This window comes from Methylococcus sp. S1M (genome assembly GCF_051295855.1).
Classification (GTDB): domain Bacteria; phylum Pseudomonadota; class Gammaproteobacteria; order Methylococcales; family Methylococcaceae; genus Methylococcus; species Methylococcus capsulatus.
In genome coordinates, this window is the sequence record NZ_JBPDXO010000001.1 from 332,708 (window position 1) to 347,762 (window position 15,055).

The following is a 15,055-nucleotide window of genomic DNA, read 5'->3' on the forward strand; positions in this document are numbered from 1 at the left end:
TCAGCGATCACATGTCTTTGGAAAACATCATCAACGAAGCTTTCGAGAATCGTGCGCAGATCAGCCCGGGCACGGTGGGTGCCGAAGTGCGTGAGGCGGTGGCAGAGGCACTGCGGCTGTTGGACAGCGGCGCGGCCCGCGTCGCCGAGAAGAAAGACGGCGGCTGGGTGGTCAACCAGTGGCTCAAGAAGGCGGTGCTGCTCTCCTTCCGCATCAACGACAACCGCGTGATGGACGGCGGCGAGACGCGCTATTTCGACAAGGTGGAACCCAAGTTCGGTGGCTTCGGGCCGGAGGAGTTCCGCGCCGCCGGCGTGCGCGTGGTCCCGCCCGCCGCCGTCCGCCGTGGCGCCTACATCGCGCCCGGTGTCATCCTGATGCCGTCCTACGTCAACATCGGTGCTTACGTCGATTCCGGCACCATGGTCGACACCTGGGCCACGGTGGGCTCCTGCGCCCAGATCGGCAAGAATGTCCACCTCTCCGGCGGCGTCGGCATCGGCGGCGTGCTGGAACCGCTGCAGGCGGGCCCGACCATCATCGAGGACAACTGCTTCATCGGCGCGCGTTCCGAAATCGTGGAAGGCGTCATCGTGGAAGAGGGGTCGGTGATCTCCATGGGCGTCTACATCGGTCAGAGCACCAAGATCTACAACCGGATGACCGGCGAGATCAGCTACGGTCGGGTGCCCGCCGGCTCCGTCGTGGTGTCCGGCAACCTGCCGGCCAGGGACGGCAGTCACAGCCTGTATTGTGCGGTGATCATCAAACAGGTGGATGAGAAGACCCGCGGCAAGGTCGGTATCAACGAGCTGCTCAGAGACTGAGTATCCAACAACAAACGAATCGAGGAAGAGTCATGAAACGAGTTTCCGCCGCGGTAGTGGGCCTGTTGTTTTCCGCCAACGTGTTCGCCATCGCCCAGCATTACGTGCGCCAGGATGGCGGCCACGTCCAGCACATGAAGATCAACAAGGTCGGCGATGAAATCGGCGTTGAGGTGGATGTTGACTTCGAGCCGGTCGGCAGCGTCGACGAAGGCAAGCGGCCCTGCTCCCACACGGTCAGTGGCAGTGCGGAGAAAGTGGCCGACAACGAGCTGGTCCTGAAGAAACAGGTGGAAGGCGAAGCGCGCTACTGCGAACTCAAGATCCACCTCAAGGGCGATGCGGCCGTGATCGACCAGTCCAAGGACTGTGACTATTTTCTCGGCACCTACTGCAAATTCGCATCGGAAGGCAAGCCGCTGCTGCTCGTCAAATGACGTTCGATCCGGGGGTCTGAGCCATGGGCATAGGTGTTTGGGAATTGCTGCTGCTTTTTCTGATCGTGCTGGTCGTCTTCGGCACCAAGCGTTTGCGCAACATCGGGGGTGATCTGGGCGGCGCGATCAAGAGCTTCCGCCAGGCGATGAGCGAGAACGAAGACAAACCCTCGGAGGGCGGGGCGCGCACCCTCGAGGGGGAAGTGGTGGACAAGAAGGAAAAGGACAAGGTCTGATCGGATCATGTTCGATATCGGCTTCACCGAAATGCTGCTGATCGGCCTGGTCGCCCTGCTGGCGTTTGGGCCGGAGCGGCTGCCGAAGGTGGCGCGGGAGACCGGCTACTGGATACGCAAGGCCCGCAGTACACTGGCCTCGGTCCGGGCCGAAATCGAACACGAGATGGAAATGCAGGATCTGAAACGGGCCATACGGGAAGCCAAATCCGGCCGGATTCTCGAGTCCCTGTCGGACGGCTCCGGCAACCCCTCGGGGAATCCGCGGCCGGCGTCCGAGCCGGGAACCGCAGCACCGGAACAGACCGATGACCAGCCGTAAGTCGAGAATGGCCGAGGAGGATGTGGAGCAGCCTTTCCTCTCCCACCTCGTAGAATTGCGGCAGCGGATTCTTCGCGCCCTCGCGATGGTCATGGTGCTGTTTCTTGGCCTGGCGTTCTATGCCAACGAGATTTATTCCTTCCTCGCCGGCCCGTTGCTGAAGCATATGCCGGAAGGCTCGCAGATGGTCGCGATCGACGTGGCGTCGCCGTTCCTGACGCCGTTCAAACTGACCTTGATGGTCTGCGTATTCCTGTCGATCCCCTTCATCCTTTACCAGGCCTGGGCTTTCATCGCTCCGGGCCTCTACCGCCATGAGCGACGCATGGTGCTGCCCTTGCTGGTGGCGAGCACGCTGCTGTTCTACGCCGGTGTGGCCTTCGCCTATTACGTGGTATTCCCCGTGATGTTCGGTTTTTTGACCGCCACCGCACCGGCCGGCGTGGCGGTGATGACGGACATCGCCAAGTACCTCGATTTCGTGCTGACCCTCTTCCTCGCCTTCGGCGTCGCCTTCGAGGTGCCGATCGCAACCATCCTCCTGGTATGGAGCGGCATCGTCTCCCGTGAAACCATCGGCAACAACCGTCCCTACGTGATCGTGGGCGCTTTCGTGATAGGCGCAGTCCTGACACCGCCGGATGTCGTATCGCAGACCCTGCTTTCGGTTCCGATCTGGCTCTTGTTCGAATTCGGCTTCTTCTTCTCCCGGTTTTTCGAGCCTCGGCCGGCCTACGAGACCCCCCGATCCATCGAACACCGCGATTCCTCTTCTTCCGGAGATTGATCCCGGATCCCTTCGGCCATGATCCTGCTCTTCACCGACTTCGGTCCGGCCGGACCTTATCTGGGGCAGGTGGAAGCGGTGCTGCGGCTGAACGCGCCCGGTGTGGACGTGATCCACCTGGTGAGCGACGCCCCCGCTCCGCGTCCCGCAGGGTACCTGCTCGCGGCGCTCTGTCGGCAGTTTCCGCAAGGCAGCGTCTTTCTCTGCGTGGTCGATCCCGGAGTGGGGGGTGAACGGGAGGCGCTGGCACTGGAAGCGGACGGGCGCTGGTTCATTGGCCCGGACAACGGTCTGCTCAACACCGTTGCCGTGCAGGCGGAACGCCGGCGCTGGTTGCGGATCGACTGGCGGCCGACGACCCTGTCGGCCAGCTTCCACGGACGTGACCTGTTCGCGCCGGTCGCGGCCCGGATCGCCCGACGGGATTTCGGGTGGGAACATCGGCCCGTCGCAGGCCCCGAGTTGACCGCATGGCCGTCGGACACAGCCTCGATCGTCTATTTCGACCATTACGGCAATGCATTGACCGGTCTGCGCTACCGTCCTGAATTCGCGGGACGGAAGTTGCGTATCAACGACCGGCATGTGCGGCATGCGGAGGTTTTTTGCGCAGTCGAGGCGGGTACGGCATTGTGGTACCGCAACTCGCTGGATTTGGTCGAGGTCGCCGTCAATCTGGGGAGAGCGGACCAGGTTCTGGGGCTTGCCATCGGTGACGGCGTACTGTTCGAGGCGTAGGGGACGGTCGGTCCGCCACGGAAGTGCGCTCCGACGCATGGCGGCGCCGGAGAGCACAATAGTATAATTTTCAAGCTTTCCCCACCCGTTCATTTCCACAAGCTTTCCGTGAATTCACCCCGCCCTCCAGTCGTCGTCGCGCGCCAGTTGACCAAATATTTCGGGGAGAAGCGGGTGGTGGACGGTTTGTGCTTCGACATTCGGCAAGGCGAATTCGTGGGTATTCTCGGCCCCAATGGAGCCGGCAAAACCACGACGCTGCGGATGCTGGTGGGCAACACGCCGCCGGGCTCGGGCGAACTTTCGGTGCTGGGCTATGCCATCCCTGTCGAGGGGCGCACGATGCGCGCCAGGATCGGCGTGGTGCCGCAGCAGGATAATCTCGACATCGATTTCACGGTGGTGGAAAACCTGCGGATTTACGGCGGCTATTTCGGCCTCGCCGAGCGGGCGCTGAAGGTGCGAATCCCCTGGCTCCTCGAACTCGCGGCGCTTACCGACAAGGCCCATGCCCGCATCGGCCAGCTTTCCGGCGGCATGAAACGACGCCTTTCTATCGCCCGCGCCCTCATCAACGAACCCGAGCTGTTGGTGCTGGACGAACCGACCACCGGCCTCGATCCCCAGGTGCGGCACAATATCTGGAACATGCTGCGCCAGCTGCAAAACGAAGGACTGACGATCATCCTGACCACCCATTACATGGAAGAGGCCGAGCGTCTGTGCGGGCGCATCATCCTGATGGACCGCGGCCGGATTCTGGCCGACAGCAGTCCCCAGGTTCTGATTCGCGACCATATCGAACCACACGTACTGGAAGTGCACGGTGCCAATGCCGAAAACTGGCGTCGTTCGCTGGTCCGGCTCGAAGGCCAGCGCTGCGAGCGCGTCGGCGAAAGCATCTTCCACTACGGTGACGATCTGGAAACCCTGGTCCGTTCGCTGGATTCCTGGGAGGGCGTGCATTACGTCTACCGCCGCGCCAATCTGGAAGACGTGTTCCTGAAGCTGACCGGACGGGATCTGCACGATGCTTGAGGCGGCGAGGCGCTGGAAATCCGTGTGGCGGCGCAACGCCTGGGTGTGGCGCAAGGGTGCGCGCACCGCGCTGCTCGGCGGCTTCGTCGAACCCTTGTTCAATCTGCTCATACTCGGATTCGGGCTGGGGAGCTACGTCGGTCGGGTCGCCGGACTGCCCTATCTGGATTTCCTCGCTGGCGGCATACTCGCGACCAGTGCCATGAACGCCGCGACCTTCGAGGGACTGTATCTGGCTTATACCCGCATGGCGGTACTGAAGACTTGGGACGGCATGCTGGCGGCGCCTTTGTCGCTGGCGGACGTCGTGATGGGAGAGGTGTTGTGGATGGGCACCAAAAGCCTGATCGCCGCAGGTCTGATTCTGACGGTACTGGCGGGTTTCGGACTGGCTTCCGGCTGGGCGGCGCTGGCGGTACTGCCGCTGGCCTTCCTCGCCGGTGTCTGCTTCGGCAGCATGGCCCTGGTAGTGACTTCCTTCGCACGCAGTTACGACTTTTTCGTGTACTACATCACGCTGGGTATCACGCCCATGGTGCTGCTGAGCGGGGTGTTCTTTCCATCCGACGCTCTGCCTGCCGCCGTTCGGGTCGGCAGCGAATGCCTGCCGTTGTTTCACGTCGTGGCACTGATCCGTCCGCTGCTGGCCGGCGGTCTGGATTTGGCCCTGCTTGGGCACGTGGCGGTGCTACTGGCCTTTGCCGTGTCGATGATTCTCCTTGCCATTTGGCGCCTCGAGTGCAGGCTGACGCAATGATTCCTCATGCTTGACCGCATCGTACGACTGGAACGGTCGCTGGACCAATGTTTCGGTAAGGACCGGTTTGCGCTGCGACGTCGACTCCAACGCCTGAAGGCCTCGGCCGGAAAGTCCCCTCCGCCAGAGGAGGCGCTGGAAGCGATAGCCCGGCGGATCGAGTCCTCGATGGCCCTGTGTTCGGCGCGGATGGCCGCCGTGCCGCCGCTGGAGTATCCCGAAGAGCTGCCAGTGTCGGAACGGCGCGGCGAGATCGCCGAAGCCATCCGGCAGAACCAGGTCGTGATCGTGTGTGGCGAGACCGGTTCCGGCAAGACCACCCAGCTTCCCAAGATTTGCCTCGAAGCGGGGCGCGGGATTCAGGGCTACATCGGGCATACCCAGCCGCGCCGCATCGCCGCCCGCAGTGTGGCCGCGCGGATCGCCGATGAATTGAAGCGACCGCTGGGCGAAACCGTCGGGTACAAAGTCCGATTCCACGACCAGACCCGCCCGGACAGTCTCATCAAGCTGATGACCGACGGCATTCTGCTGGCGGAAACCCAGACCGACCGGTTCCTCGACCAATACGACACCCTCATCGTCGACGAGGCTCACGAGCGCAGCCTCAACATCGACTTCCTGTTGGGCTATCTCAAATGGCTGCTGCCCCGGCGGCACGATCTCAAGCTGGTCATCACCTCGGCCACCATCGATCCCGAACGCTTCTCCCGCCATTTCGACAATGCGCCGATCGTGCGTGTACCCGGGCGCACCTATCCGGTGGAGATTCGCTACCGCCCGCCCGACTCGGCCGAAGAGGAGAGCGACGAGACCGAGCGCGGCGAACAGCAGGCGATCCTGGATGCGGTGGACGAGCTGCACCGGGAGAACACCGGCGACATCCTGATTTTCCTGAGCGGCGAACGGGAGATTCGTGATACCGCCGAGTCCCTGCGCAAGCATCATCCGGCGGACTGTGAAGTGTTGCCGCTGTATTCGCGGCTGACGGTGTCCGAGCAGGAGAAAATCTTCAAGCCGCACGGCCGCCGCCGCATCGTGCTGGCCACCAACGTGGCGGAGACCTCGCTGACGGTACCCGGCATCCGCGGCGTGATCGATGCCGGCTACGCCCGCATCAGCCGCTACAGCCACCGCAGCAAGCTGCAGCGCCTGCCGATCGAGAAAATCTCCCGGGCCTCGGCCAATCAGCGCGCCGGCCGCTGTGGGCGGGTCGGGCCTGGGGTGTGCATCCGCCTGTATTCGGAGCAAGATTTCCTGAACCGGCCGGAGTTCACCGATCCGGAGATTCTGCGCACCAACCTGGCCGCCGTCATTCTGCAAATGAAGGCGCTGAACCTCGGCGACATCCGCGTTTTCCCGTTCGTCGAACCGCCGGACGAGCGGCTGGTGCGGGATGGCCTCAGGACTCTGCAGGAAATCAACGCGCTGGACGCCCAGGGCCGGTTGACCGAACTGGGCCGCCGCCTCGCCCGGCTGCCGGTCGATCCGCGGCTGGGCCGGATCCTTCTGGCCGGAGCTGAGGAAAACTGTCTGAGCGAGGTCTGCATCATCGTCGCCGCCCTGAGCGTGCCCGACCCGCGCGAGCGTCCGGCGGACAAGGCTCAGGCCGCCGACCAGAAACACGCCCGCTTCCGCCATCCGGATTCGGATTTCATGGCGATCCTCGCTTTGTGGAACGACTACGAGGAGCAGCGTCAGCATCTCTCCGGCAGCAAGCTGCGCCAGTATTGCCGGGACAATTTCCTTTCGGCCTTACGGATGCGGGAATGGCGCGACATTCATCAGCAGATTCTGGAAGTCGTCAAGGGCGAACTGGGACTTCGACCGAATCAGGTTCCCGCCGACTATGGCGAGATCCACCGTGCCTTACTGACCGGACTGCTGTGCCATGTCGGTTTCCGCCAGGATCAGAACGAATATGTGGGAGTCCGCGGACAGAAGTTTCAGATCTTTCCCGGTTCGTTTCTGTTCAAGACCCGACCCGTGTGGATCATCTCCGCCGAACAGGTCGAGACCAGCCGGGTCTATGCCCGCACCGTAGCCAGAATCGAGCCGGAATGGATCGAAAAGTGTGGCGCACATTTGTTGAAACGCCACTACTACGAGCCGCACTGGGAGCGCAAGGCCGCGCGCGGTGCCGTGTTCGAGCGCACCGCCCTGTACGGCCTCACCGTGCAAAACGGCCGCAAGGTGCCATATGAGAACGTCGATCCCGCCGGGGCGCGGGAGCTCTTCATACGCTCCGCCCTGGTACGCATGGACTATGACAGCAAGGCCCCCTTCCTGTTGGCGAACAGTAGATTGCTGGAAGAAGCGGAATACTCCCAGCAGAAGGAGCGCCGGTTGGACCTGGTGGTGGACGAGGAGACCCTGTACCGCTTCTTTGACGAACGGGTGCCCGCCGAAGTAGTCAACGGCGCCAGCTTCGAAGTCTGGCGCAAGGCCGCCGAGCGTCGCGAGCCGCGGCTGTTGATGCTGTCGCGCGAGGACATCACGCTGGACAGCGGCGGAGGAGGAACCGCGGGAGATTTCCCGGACGAGCTGGCCTTGGGACCGGTGCGGCTGAAGCTGGAGTACCGTTTCGAGCCGGGCCATGAGGACGACGGCGTCACTGCCATCGTCCCGCTGCACGTGCTCAATCAGATCGACCCCGAACCGCTGAGTTGGTTGGTGCCGGGGCTGTATCGCGAAAAAGTGGTGGCCCTGATCAAGTCCTTGCCCAAGACTTGGCGCATCCATTTCGTGCCTGCCCCCGATTTCGCCGACCGCGCTCTGCCCATGATGGACTATCGCCACGGTTCACTGACGGCGGAATTGGCCAAGGCGCTGAAGAAAATCGGCAGGGTGGCGCCGCCGGTTTCGGCCTTCGACGAAGCCGCGCTGCCGGCGCATCTGCGGATGAACCATGCCCTAGTCGACGAAAACAACGTGGTGATCGCCCGCTCCCGCGATCTCTGCCAGCTCCAGGCCCGTTACGGCGCCGAAGCCGGCCGCAATTTCCAGAACATCGCCCGCCAGGAAATCGCAGTCTCCGGCCGGCGGGTCTGGGACTTCGACGATTTGCCGACCACTTACAGCGGACGGGTCGACGGCCAGGACCTGCATGGTTTTCCGGCCATCGTCGACGAAGGCGAGACCGTCGGCGTGCGGGTGTTCGATCGGGCCGACGAGGCCCGGCTGCAACATGAATTTGGTCTGATTCGCCTGCTGCGCCTGACGCTGGCTAGAGAGATCAAATACCTGCGGAAAAATCTGCCCGTCACTCCGGCCAGCGAACTGCTCTATCGCCAGCTCTCCCCGGCTGGACGCGATCTGCGGGAAGACCTGCTGGACCGGGTCATGGCTGCACTGTTTATCGACGACCGCCCGGAACTGCGAAGCCGTGAGGTATTCCACTCCCGGGTGGAACTGCTGCGCGGCGAGTTGGTGGCGAAGGCCAACGAGTTGGGAAAAGTCGTCGAGCAGACTCTGGCACTGTACGGTGAATGCCGAGGCTGCTCGAAGACACTCCGCGCCGGCCCGGCGGCCGAGGACTCGGGTGAACAGCTCGCCCGCCTGATCCATGGCGGTTTCGTGGCCACCACGCCTTACGAACGCCTGCGGCACTATCCTCGCTACTTGAAGGCCCTACTGCATCGGCTCGACAAAGGCCACCAAGACCCGGCGCGGGACGCCCGCCTGCAGGCAGAAATCATGGCTTTCTGGCGACCTTATTGGGAATCGGTGGAAAAAGGGGGAACATCCCTCCCTCCTGAACGCGATGAGTTCCGCTGGGCCCTGGAAGAATTCCGCGTCTCCCTGTTCGCCCAGCAGATGAAAACCGCCCATCCGGTTTCCGCCAAACGCTTGCGGGAACTGTGGTCGCAACGGCTGTCTTCCCGGCACTGACGGGCGGCACTCAAAGTGCCGGGGAATGGCGGCCCGGGAAGGATGCCTCCGCAAGGGCCGTCGGACACGGAGTGTCGGTCCGTGTCCGACGGCCCGGCTCAATCCGAAGAGCCGGCGCCGCGTTCGACCGGCGGCGGAGAATCGGGGTGCTCGTCCCGGGCGGCGAGGTCCGCTGCGGGGGACTGCCATGCTCTGGGCGGCAGACCCGGCGCACGGTATTCGTCGGATTCCGCCGTCTCTTTCCGCTCCGCCGGGGATGAATACGGCTCGCGCCGGTGATCGTCGATTTCCGCCGGGCCGGGCGGATTGGCTTCGGCTTCCACGCCGCGGCCTCTGGCGGTGTCGTCGGTCCAATCGATGCCGACCGGTTCGAGAGCTTCACTTCCCTGCTCACCCGGTGCTGCCGGGCGACGGTCCCGCCTGCCGCGGCCACGCCGTCTCACGCCGCCCCGCCGCGACCGTGGAGTCCGCAGGCGGAGTTCCGCATCCACCCTGTCTCCTTCGGCCGGCTCGTGGCCGACGGCATCTCCCTGGTCGGGAGTTTCGCCGGAATCGGCGGCAGGCACAGGGTCGCTCAAATCCGCGCCCGCTGGAGGAATTTCAGTGACGACCGTCTCGTCCGCGATGCCCTCCGTCGGCGCTTCCACGATCGGCTGAACCGACGCCCGCCGGCGCTGGCCTCTGCCGTCCCGGCGGCGACCGCGGCCCCCCTCGGATTTGGGCCGCTCCTCTTGGTCAGTCGACGTCTGGGGCGGTTCCTCGGCTCCGGAAGCCTGGATGGCTTCGGTGTCCGAAGTCGGCCCGCCATGGCGTCGGTCGGTCGTTTCGTCCCGCTGGGCGGGATGTTTCCGGCGGTTGCCCCCCCGTCTGCTGCCGTCCCGGTGGTCGCGGCGCCGCTGGCTTCCGGAGTGATCGCTGTCGTCGGTCGGAGGCGATCCCGTTTCCGCCTGCGCGCCGGCCGTCTTGCCCGTCTGTACGAAAGGTACGGGTAACGGCAGTCCAGCGGACGGCTGAGACGCCTCCTGAGAGGGAGGCTGGTCCTCGATGCGTTGACCGGTCAGGATGTTGAGGAAGCGTTTGATCAGCCCGCCGCCAGGCTGGCCTGGCTGAGCTTGGGCCCGCTGGTCGCCGCCGCCCGGCTGCGGGGCGGTGGGAATGAATTCCCGCACCGCCGGAGCCTCCGCGGCGGCACTGGGCGTTCGTGTCGGCTTGGGAGTCTCGGGCGATTTCTCGGCAATGAGCTGGTAACTACTCTTGCGTATCTCTTCTTCCCCACCGGCTCCGCCACTCCGGATCCGCTGGATATCATAGTTGGGAGTTTCGAGGTGCGGATTGGGGATGATGGTGATGGCCACATTGTGCCGGACCTCGATCTGCTGGATCGCCGCGCGTTTCTCGTTCAGCAGATAGGTGGCCGACTCGACTGGCAGCTGGGCGATGATCCGGTCGGTGTTCTTTTTCATCGTTTCCTCCTCCAGGACGCGGAGGATGGACAGGGCCAGCGATTCGACGCTGCGTATCGTCCCCTGGCCTTTGCAGCGCGGGCAGGTCAGGAGCGCCGTCTCCGTGAGCGAAGGTCTAAGGCGCTGGCGTGACATTTCCATGAGGCCGAAACGGGAAATCCGACCGAGCTGGATGCGCGCCCGGTCGAGGCGCACTGCCTCACGCAGGCGGTTCTCCACCGCACGCTGGTTGCGGGCCGCCATCATGTCGATGAAATCGATCACGAACAATCCCCCCAGGTCGCGCAGGCGCAACTGGCGGGCGATCTCGTCGGCGGCCTCGAGATTGGTGTTCAGCGCGGTTTCTTCGATATCGCCGCCCTTGGTGGCCCGCGCCGAATTGATATCGATGGTCGTCAGCGCCTCGGTATGGTCGATGACGATGGCGCCGCCGGAGGGCAGCGGCACTTCGCGGGCATAGGCCGTTTCGATCTGGCTTTCGATCTGGTAACGGCTGAACAGGGGTACGTTGTCCTGATACAGGCGCGCCTTGTTGATGAACTGGGGCATGACCTGTTGCAGGAAGCTGTGCACCAGCCTGAAAGTCGAAGGGTTGTCGACCAGGATTTCGTCGATGTCACCCCGCAGATGGTCGCGCAGAGCTCGGATGATGACGTTGCTTTCCTGGAAAATCAGGAATGGCGCCGGTTTTTCCCGCGTCGAGCGTTCGATCGCTTCCCACAGCTGCAACAGATAATTGAGGTCCCACTGCAGTTCTTCGACCGTCTTGCCACCGCCCGCCGTGCGGATGATGACGCCCATGTCTTCGGGAACATGGAGCTGACTCAGTGTCTCCTTCATGTCGGACCGGACGTCGCCCTCGATGCGGCGGGAGATACCGCCCGCTTTGGGGTTGTTCGGCATGAGCACGAGGTAGCTGCCGGCCAGACTGATGTAGGTGGTCAGGGCAGCGCCCTTGGTACCGCGTTCCTCTTTTTCGACCTGGACGACGACTTCCTGGCCTTCCTTGAGAACGTCTTTGATTTCCCGCCGGGAGACGGACTCTTCGCCGCTGGCGCCGAGATATTTCGGCAGGATTTCCTTGAACGGCAGGAAGCCGTGCCGCTCCGCGCCGAAGTTCACGAACGCCGCCTCGAGGCTGGGCTCGACGCGGGTGATCAGACCTTTGTAGATATTGGCCTTTTTTTGTTCCCTCGCGGGGATTTCTATGTCGAAGTCATAAAGCTTTTGTCCATCGACCAGCGCGACCCGCAATTCCTCGGGCTGCGTGGCGTTGATCAACATTCTTTTCATCAATGGATTCCTTGGGCGTTCTTGCTGGAGAACCGCCTGAACCGGTTGTGCCGCAGGATTTCGCCCACATCCCTTCCTGTTCTGTTTCTTCTGTCATGCGAATGCTCTTTTTCAGGTTCGCGATATCGAAGCGATCGTTCGGATGATGCGTATCCCGATGCTGTGTGTTAAAGATGGGCTGCGGGGGAACCAAGGGTTCCGGCACCGGTCCCATTCGGCGAACGGTAGGCAGCGCGATACCAACCTTGAACCTGCGTTCGGCAGGGTCTTTCGTCGTGGCCCGTCCACTTCCATACCGTGCGAAAACACGGCCAGTCCGCTCGGCCCGAAGGCCGGTCCGGCGGATAATGATAGTGTTGGAAAACTTAACTCTCGAGCTCGTCAAGGGTCGAGCATCCAGACCTTGGGTTTTTGATTTGCATATCGGATTCCGGCAGGCACCGCTGCTTTACGACGCTTCCGCCCGCGGGTGGCCGCATGGGCGCGCCTGTTTATTTCAGGCGATGCACCGGGTCGTTCGTTCAACGATTCTTTTGGGGATCTCACCGAAGACGAGTCACGCCGTCAGGCCCGCGGCCGGTGAAATGCCAAAGGGAACTATAGCAACCTTCAGCAAAAGCATCAATTTAAGGTGTAAAGCTGATATGATTTTTCCGTGATGAAACCTCTCCCGCAAGACCCGAACCGGCATCGCCTGATCGAAATCGATGCCGAGACAGCCGGCCAGCGCATCGACAATTTTCTGTTTTCGCGCCTGAAGGGCGTCCCCAAGAGCCATGTGTACCGTATCCTCCGCACCGGCCAGGTGCGGATCAACGGCGGCCGCAGCAAGGCGCAGCAGCGGCTGAACGAAGGTGACGTCGTTCGGATCCCGCCCTTGCGCCTCGCCGAGGCGCCGGAGGCGGGGATCCCGACGCCATGGCTGGAAAACCGGATCCTCCACGAAGACGAGGACCTTCTGGTCGTCAACAAACCTGCGGGCATGGCAGTGCATGGCGGCAGCGGCCTCCGTTTCGGGGTGATCGAAGGTCTGCGGGCGGCGCGGGAGGATGCGCGGTTCCTCGAACTGGTGCACCGGCTGGACCGCGACACGTCGGGCTGTCTGCTGATTGCCAAGCGCCGTTCCGCGCTGCGCCAGTTGCATGAGCAGTTCCGGGGAGAGGGTGTGGACAAGACCTATCTGGCTCTGTTCAGCGGCGTGTGGGCGCGCCGGCGGCAAGTGGTGGACGCCCCCTTGCTCAAGAACGTCTTGCAGAGCGGCGAGCGGATGGTGAAGATTTCGTCCGAGGGAAAGGCGGCGATCACCGAATTCCGCCGCCTGGAACCACTTTCCGGGGCGACGCTGGTGGAAGCCAGGCCGGTGACCGGCCGTACCCATCAGATCCGGGTCCACGCCCGGTCGCTGGGTCATCCGCTGGCGGGTGACGAACGTTACGGGGATCCCTCGCTCAACCAGGACTTCCGCCGGCGCGGTTTGAAGCGCATGTTTCTGCATGCCGCGACGCTCGCGTTCACCCATCCCCGAAACGGGCGCGAAATCCGCGTCGAAGCGCCTCTGGAACCGGACCTTCAAGATTTCCTGTCGGCTGTCAGACCTCGAGCCTGAGGCCGGCGCTCATTCGCGGGCACTCTCGTTTTTCGTTTCAAAATTCCACAGGGTTCAAGCACTATGAATGAGGATTCTACCCCCCAGTCTTCGACCGAATCGGCTCGTTCCTGTCCCGGCTGGGAAAGGGAAGCGCTGGAAAAGCTCCTGCTCGAAGCGCTGGTGGAACAGCGGAAGGCGCGGCGGTGGAACCTGGCGTACAGAGCCTTTCTGGTTGCCGCGATCGGGTTCGGCCTCGTACTGGCCTTCAAGCCGCTGGCTCATGACGGTCTGACGGCGTCCGGCAAGTCACACACGGCGGTGGTGGATGTAAGCGGCATCATTGCCGAAGGCGGCGAAATCGATGCCGACACCATTATCGAGGGGTTGCGCGAGGCGGCCGAGGCCAAAGGGGTGAAGGGCATCGTCCTCAGGATGAACACGCCGGGCGGCAGTCCGGTGCAATCGGCCTATGTCTACGATGAGATCCGCAGGATCAAGAAAGAGCATCCGGCACTGCCGGTCTATGCCGTGGTGACCGATGTTTGTGCCTCAGGGGGTTATTACATCGCCTCGGCCACGGATAGGATCTTCGTGAACCCGGCCAGTATCGTCGGTTCGATCGGCGTCATCATGAACGGTTTCGGCTTCGTCGGCACGCTGGAGAAACTGGGGGTGGAGCGTCGGGTAATGACGGCGGGCGATCACAAGGCGATCCTCGATCCGTTCGGTCCGGTGAATCCGGTCGAGAAACAGCATGTACAGCGTTTGCTGAACACGGTCCACCAGCAGTTCATCGCTGCGGTGAAAGCCGGCCGTGGCGATCGGCTCAAGGACCGGCCCGAAATCTTCTCGGGCCTTGTGTGGACCGGGGCCGAGGGGATCGAGCTCGGACTGGTGGATGCCGTCGGCGAACTGCATGAGGTGGCCGAGACGGTCATCGGGGCCAAGGAGATCGTGAATTACTCGCACCGGGAAACCCTGCTGGACCGCGTCGTCCGGCAACTGGGCACCAGCCTGGAAGCGGCTTTGACGAAGCTGTCCACCTCGTCGCCGCACCTGTACTGATGACCCGGGAGTTCGAGGTTCTGCGGGAGGAGCGGCTTCACGGCGGATTCTTCACGCTGCTGCGGCTGCGGCTGCGCCACACCCTCCACGGCGGCGGCTGGAGCGAAATCGTCACGCGCGAGCTGTACCACAGGAGCAGTTGCGTGGCGGTCATTCCTTACGATCCGGTGGCCGATCGGGTGGTGCTGATCGAACAGTTCCGGGTTGGACCGCTCAAATCGGGGGGAAATCCCTGGTTGCTGGAAATCGTCGCCGGTGCTGTGGAACCGGGCGAACATACGGACGAAGTGGCCCATCGCGAGACGTTGGAAGAGGCCGGAGCCCAGATTCATGAACTCATCCCCGTGTCGGAGTTCTTCACCACACCGGGTGGCTGCTCGGAAAGCATCACTCTTTACTGCGGTATCGTGGATTCTTCCGGCCTCGGCGGAATCCATGGTCTGGCCGAGGAGCACGAAGACATCCTGGTCAGCGTGGTCGATTTTGCCGCAGCGATGATCCTGCTCGCCGAAGGGCGGATTCGGTCGGCCATCCCGATCATCGGCCTGCAGTGGCTGGCGCTGAACCGGGAGCGTCTCAGGATGCAGTACGGGGTGGCCTGACCGCCTTTGGC

Annotated in this window: 13 protein-coding genes; 12 read left to right on the forward strand and 1 reads right to left on the reverse strand. The window is 63.1% G+C overall.

The annotated features are described in order from the left end of the window. Positions 1 to 11 precede the first annotated feature (11 nt). The 9 genes from dapD to hrpA all read left to right on the forward strand — a co-directional run bounded on the left by dapD (position 12) and on the right by hrpA (position 9,033). Positions 12 to 827, forward strand: a complete 816-nt coding sequence (dapD, locus tag ACSHWJ_RS01445; RefSeq protein ID WP_010960766.1) for a 2,3,4,5-tetrahydropyridine-2,6-dicarboxylate N-succinyltransferase — start codon at positions 12 to 14, stop codon at positions 825 to 827. 32 nt (positions 828 to 859) lie between these two features. Continuing rightward, positions 860 to 1,264, forward strand: a complete 405-nt coding sequence (locus ACSHWJ_RS01450; RefSeq protein ID WP_010960765.1) for a hypothetical protein — start codon at positions 860 to 862, stop codon at positions 1,262 to 1,264. A 23-nt stretch (positions 1,265 to 1,287) separates the two neighbouring features. Continuing rightward, positions 1,288 to 1,500 carry a twin-arginine translocase TatA/TatE family subunit gene (tatA, locus tag ACSHWJ_RS01455; RefSeq protein WP_010960764.1) on the forward strand — a complete coding sequence of 71 codons (213 nt, stop codon included), beginning with the start codon at positions 1,288 to 1,290 and terminating at the stop codon, positions 1,498 to 1,500. 7 nt (positions 1,501 to 1,507) lie between these two features. Then, positions 1,508 to 1,822 carry a Sec-independent protein translocase protein TatB gene (tatB, locus tag ACSHWJ_RS01460; protein WP_218797724.1) on the forward strand — a complete coding sequence of 105 codons (315 nt, stop codon included), beginning with the start codon at positions 1,508 to 1,510 and terminating at the stop codon, positions 1,820 to 1,822. After that, positions 1,809 to 2,609, forward strand: coding sequence for a twin-arginine translocase subunit TatC (tatC, locus tag ACSHWJ_RS01465; protein WP_228370305.1), 801 nt, complete (start codon positions 1,809 to 1,811; stop codon positions 2,607 to 2,609). The genes tatB and tatC overlap by 14 nt, the downstream gene beginning before the upstream one ends. Positions 2,610 to 2,627: 18 nt before the next feature. Then, entirely contained in the window at positions 2,628 to 3,347 is a 720-nt protein-coding gene (locus ACSHWJ_RS01470) for an SAM hydrolase/SAM-dependent halogenase family protein (RefSeq protein WP_010960761.1), read from the forward strand. 108 nt (positions 3,348 to 3,455) lie between these two features. Continuing rightward, positions 3,456 to 4,385 carry an ATP-binding cassette domain-containing protein gene (locus ACSHWJ_RS01475; RefSeq protein WP_010960760.1) on the forward strand — a complete coding sequence of 310 codons (930 nt, stop codon included), beginning with the start codon at positions 3,456 to 3,458 and terminating at the stop codon, positions 4,383 to 4,385. Next, positions 4,378 to 5,142, forward strand: coding sequence for an ABC transporter permease (locus ACSHWJ_RS01480; protein ID WP_010960759.1), 765 nt, complete (start codon positions 4,378 to 4,380; stop codon positions 5,140 to 5,142). The genes ACSHWJ_RS01475 and ACSHWJ_RS01480 overlap by 8 nt, the downstream gene beginning before the upstream one ends. Before the next feature lie 6 nt (positions 5,143 to 5,148). Next, positions 5,149 to 9,033, forward strand: a complete 3,885-nt coding sequence (gene hrpA / locus ACSHWJ_RS01485) for an ATP-dependent RNA helicase HrpA (protein WP_010960758.1) — start codon at positions 5,149 to 5,151, stop codon at positions 9,031 to 9,033. A gap of 98 nt (positions 9,034 to 9,131) precedes the next feature. On the opposite strand, the gene ACSHWJ_RS01490 is transcribed toward hrpA, so the two are convergent. Further along, positions 9,132 to 11,789: a ribonuclease E/G gene (locus ACSHWJ_RS01490; protein WP_218797722.1), complete on the reverse strand. Its 2,658-nt coding sequence runs from the start codon at positions 11,787 to 11,789 to the stop codon at positions 9,132 to 9,134. A 655-nt stretch (positions 11,790 to 12,444) separates the two neighbouring features. On the opposite strand from ACSHWJ_RS01490, the gene rluC reads away from it, so the two are divergent. The 3 genes from rluC (at position 12,445) to ACSHWJ_RS01505 (ending at position 15,044) form a co-directional block, all read left to right on the forward strand. After that, entirely contained in the window at positions 12,445 to 13,395 is a 951-nt protein-coding gene (gene rluC / locus ACSHWJ_RS01495) for a 23S rRNA pseudouridine(955/2504/2580) synthase RluC (RefSeq protein ID WP_218797721.1), read from the forward strand. 63 nt (positions 13,396 to 13,458) lie between these two features. Beyond that, positions 13,459 to 14,442: a signal peptide peptidase SppA gene (gene sppA / locus ACSHWJ_RS01500; RefSeq protein WP_218797720.1), complete on the forward strand. Its 984-nt coding sequence runs from the start codon at positions 13,459 to 13,461 to the stop codon at positions 14,440 to 14,442. Then, on the forward strand, positions 14,442 to 15,044 hold the full coding sequence (locus ACSHWJ_RS01505; RefSeq protein ID WP_017365639.1) for an NUDIX domain-containing protein: 603 nt from the start codon (positions 14,442 to 14,444) through the stop codon (positions 15,042 to 15,044). Before sppA ends, ACSHWJ_RS01505 begins: the two co-directional genes overlap by 1 nt. Positions 15,045 to 15,055 lie beyond the last annotated feature (11 nt).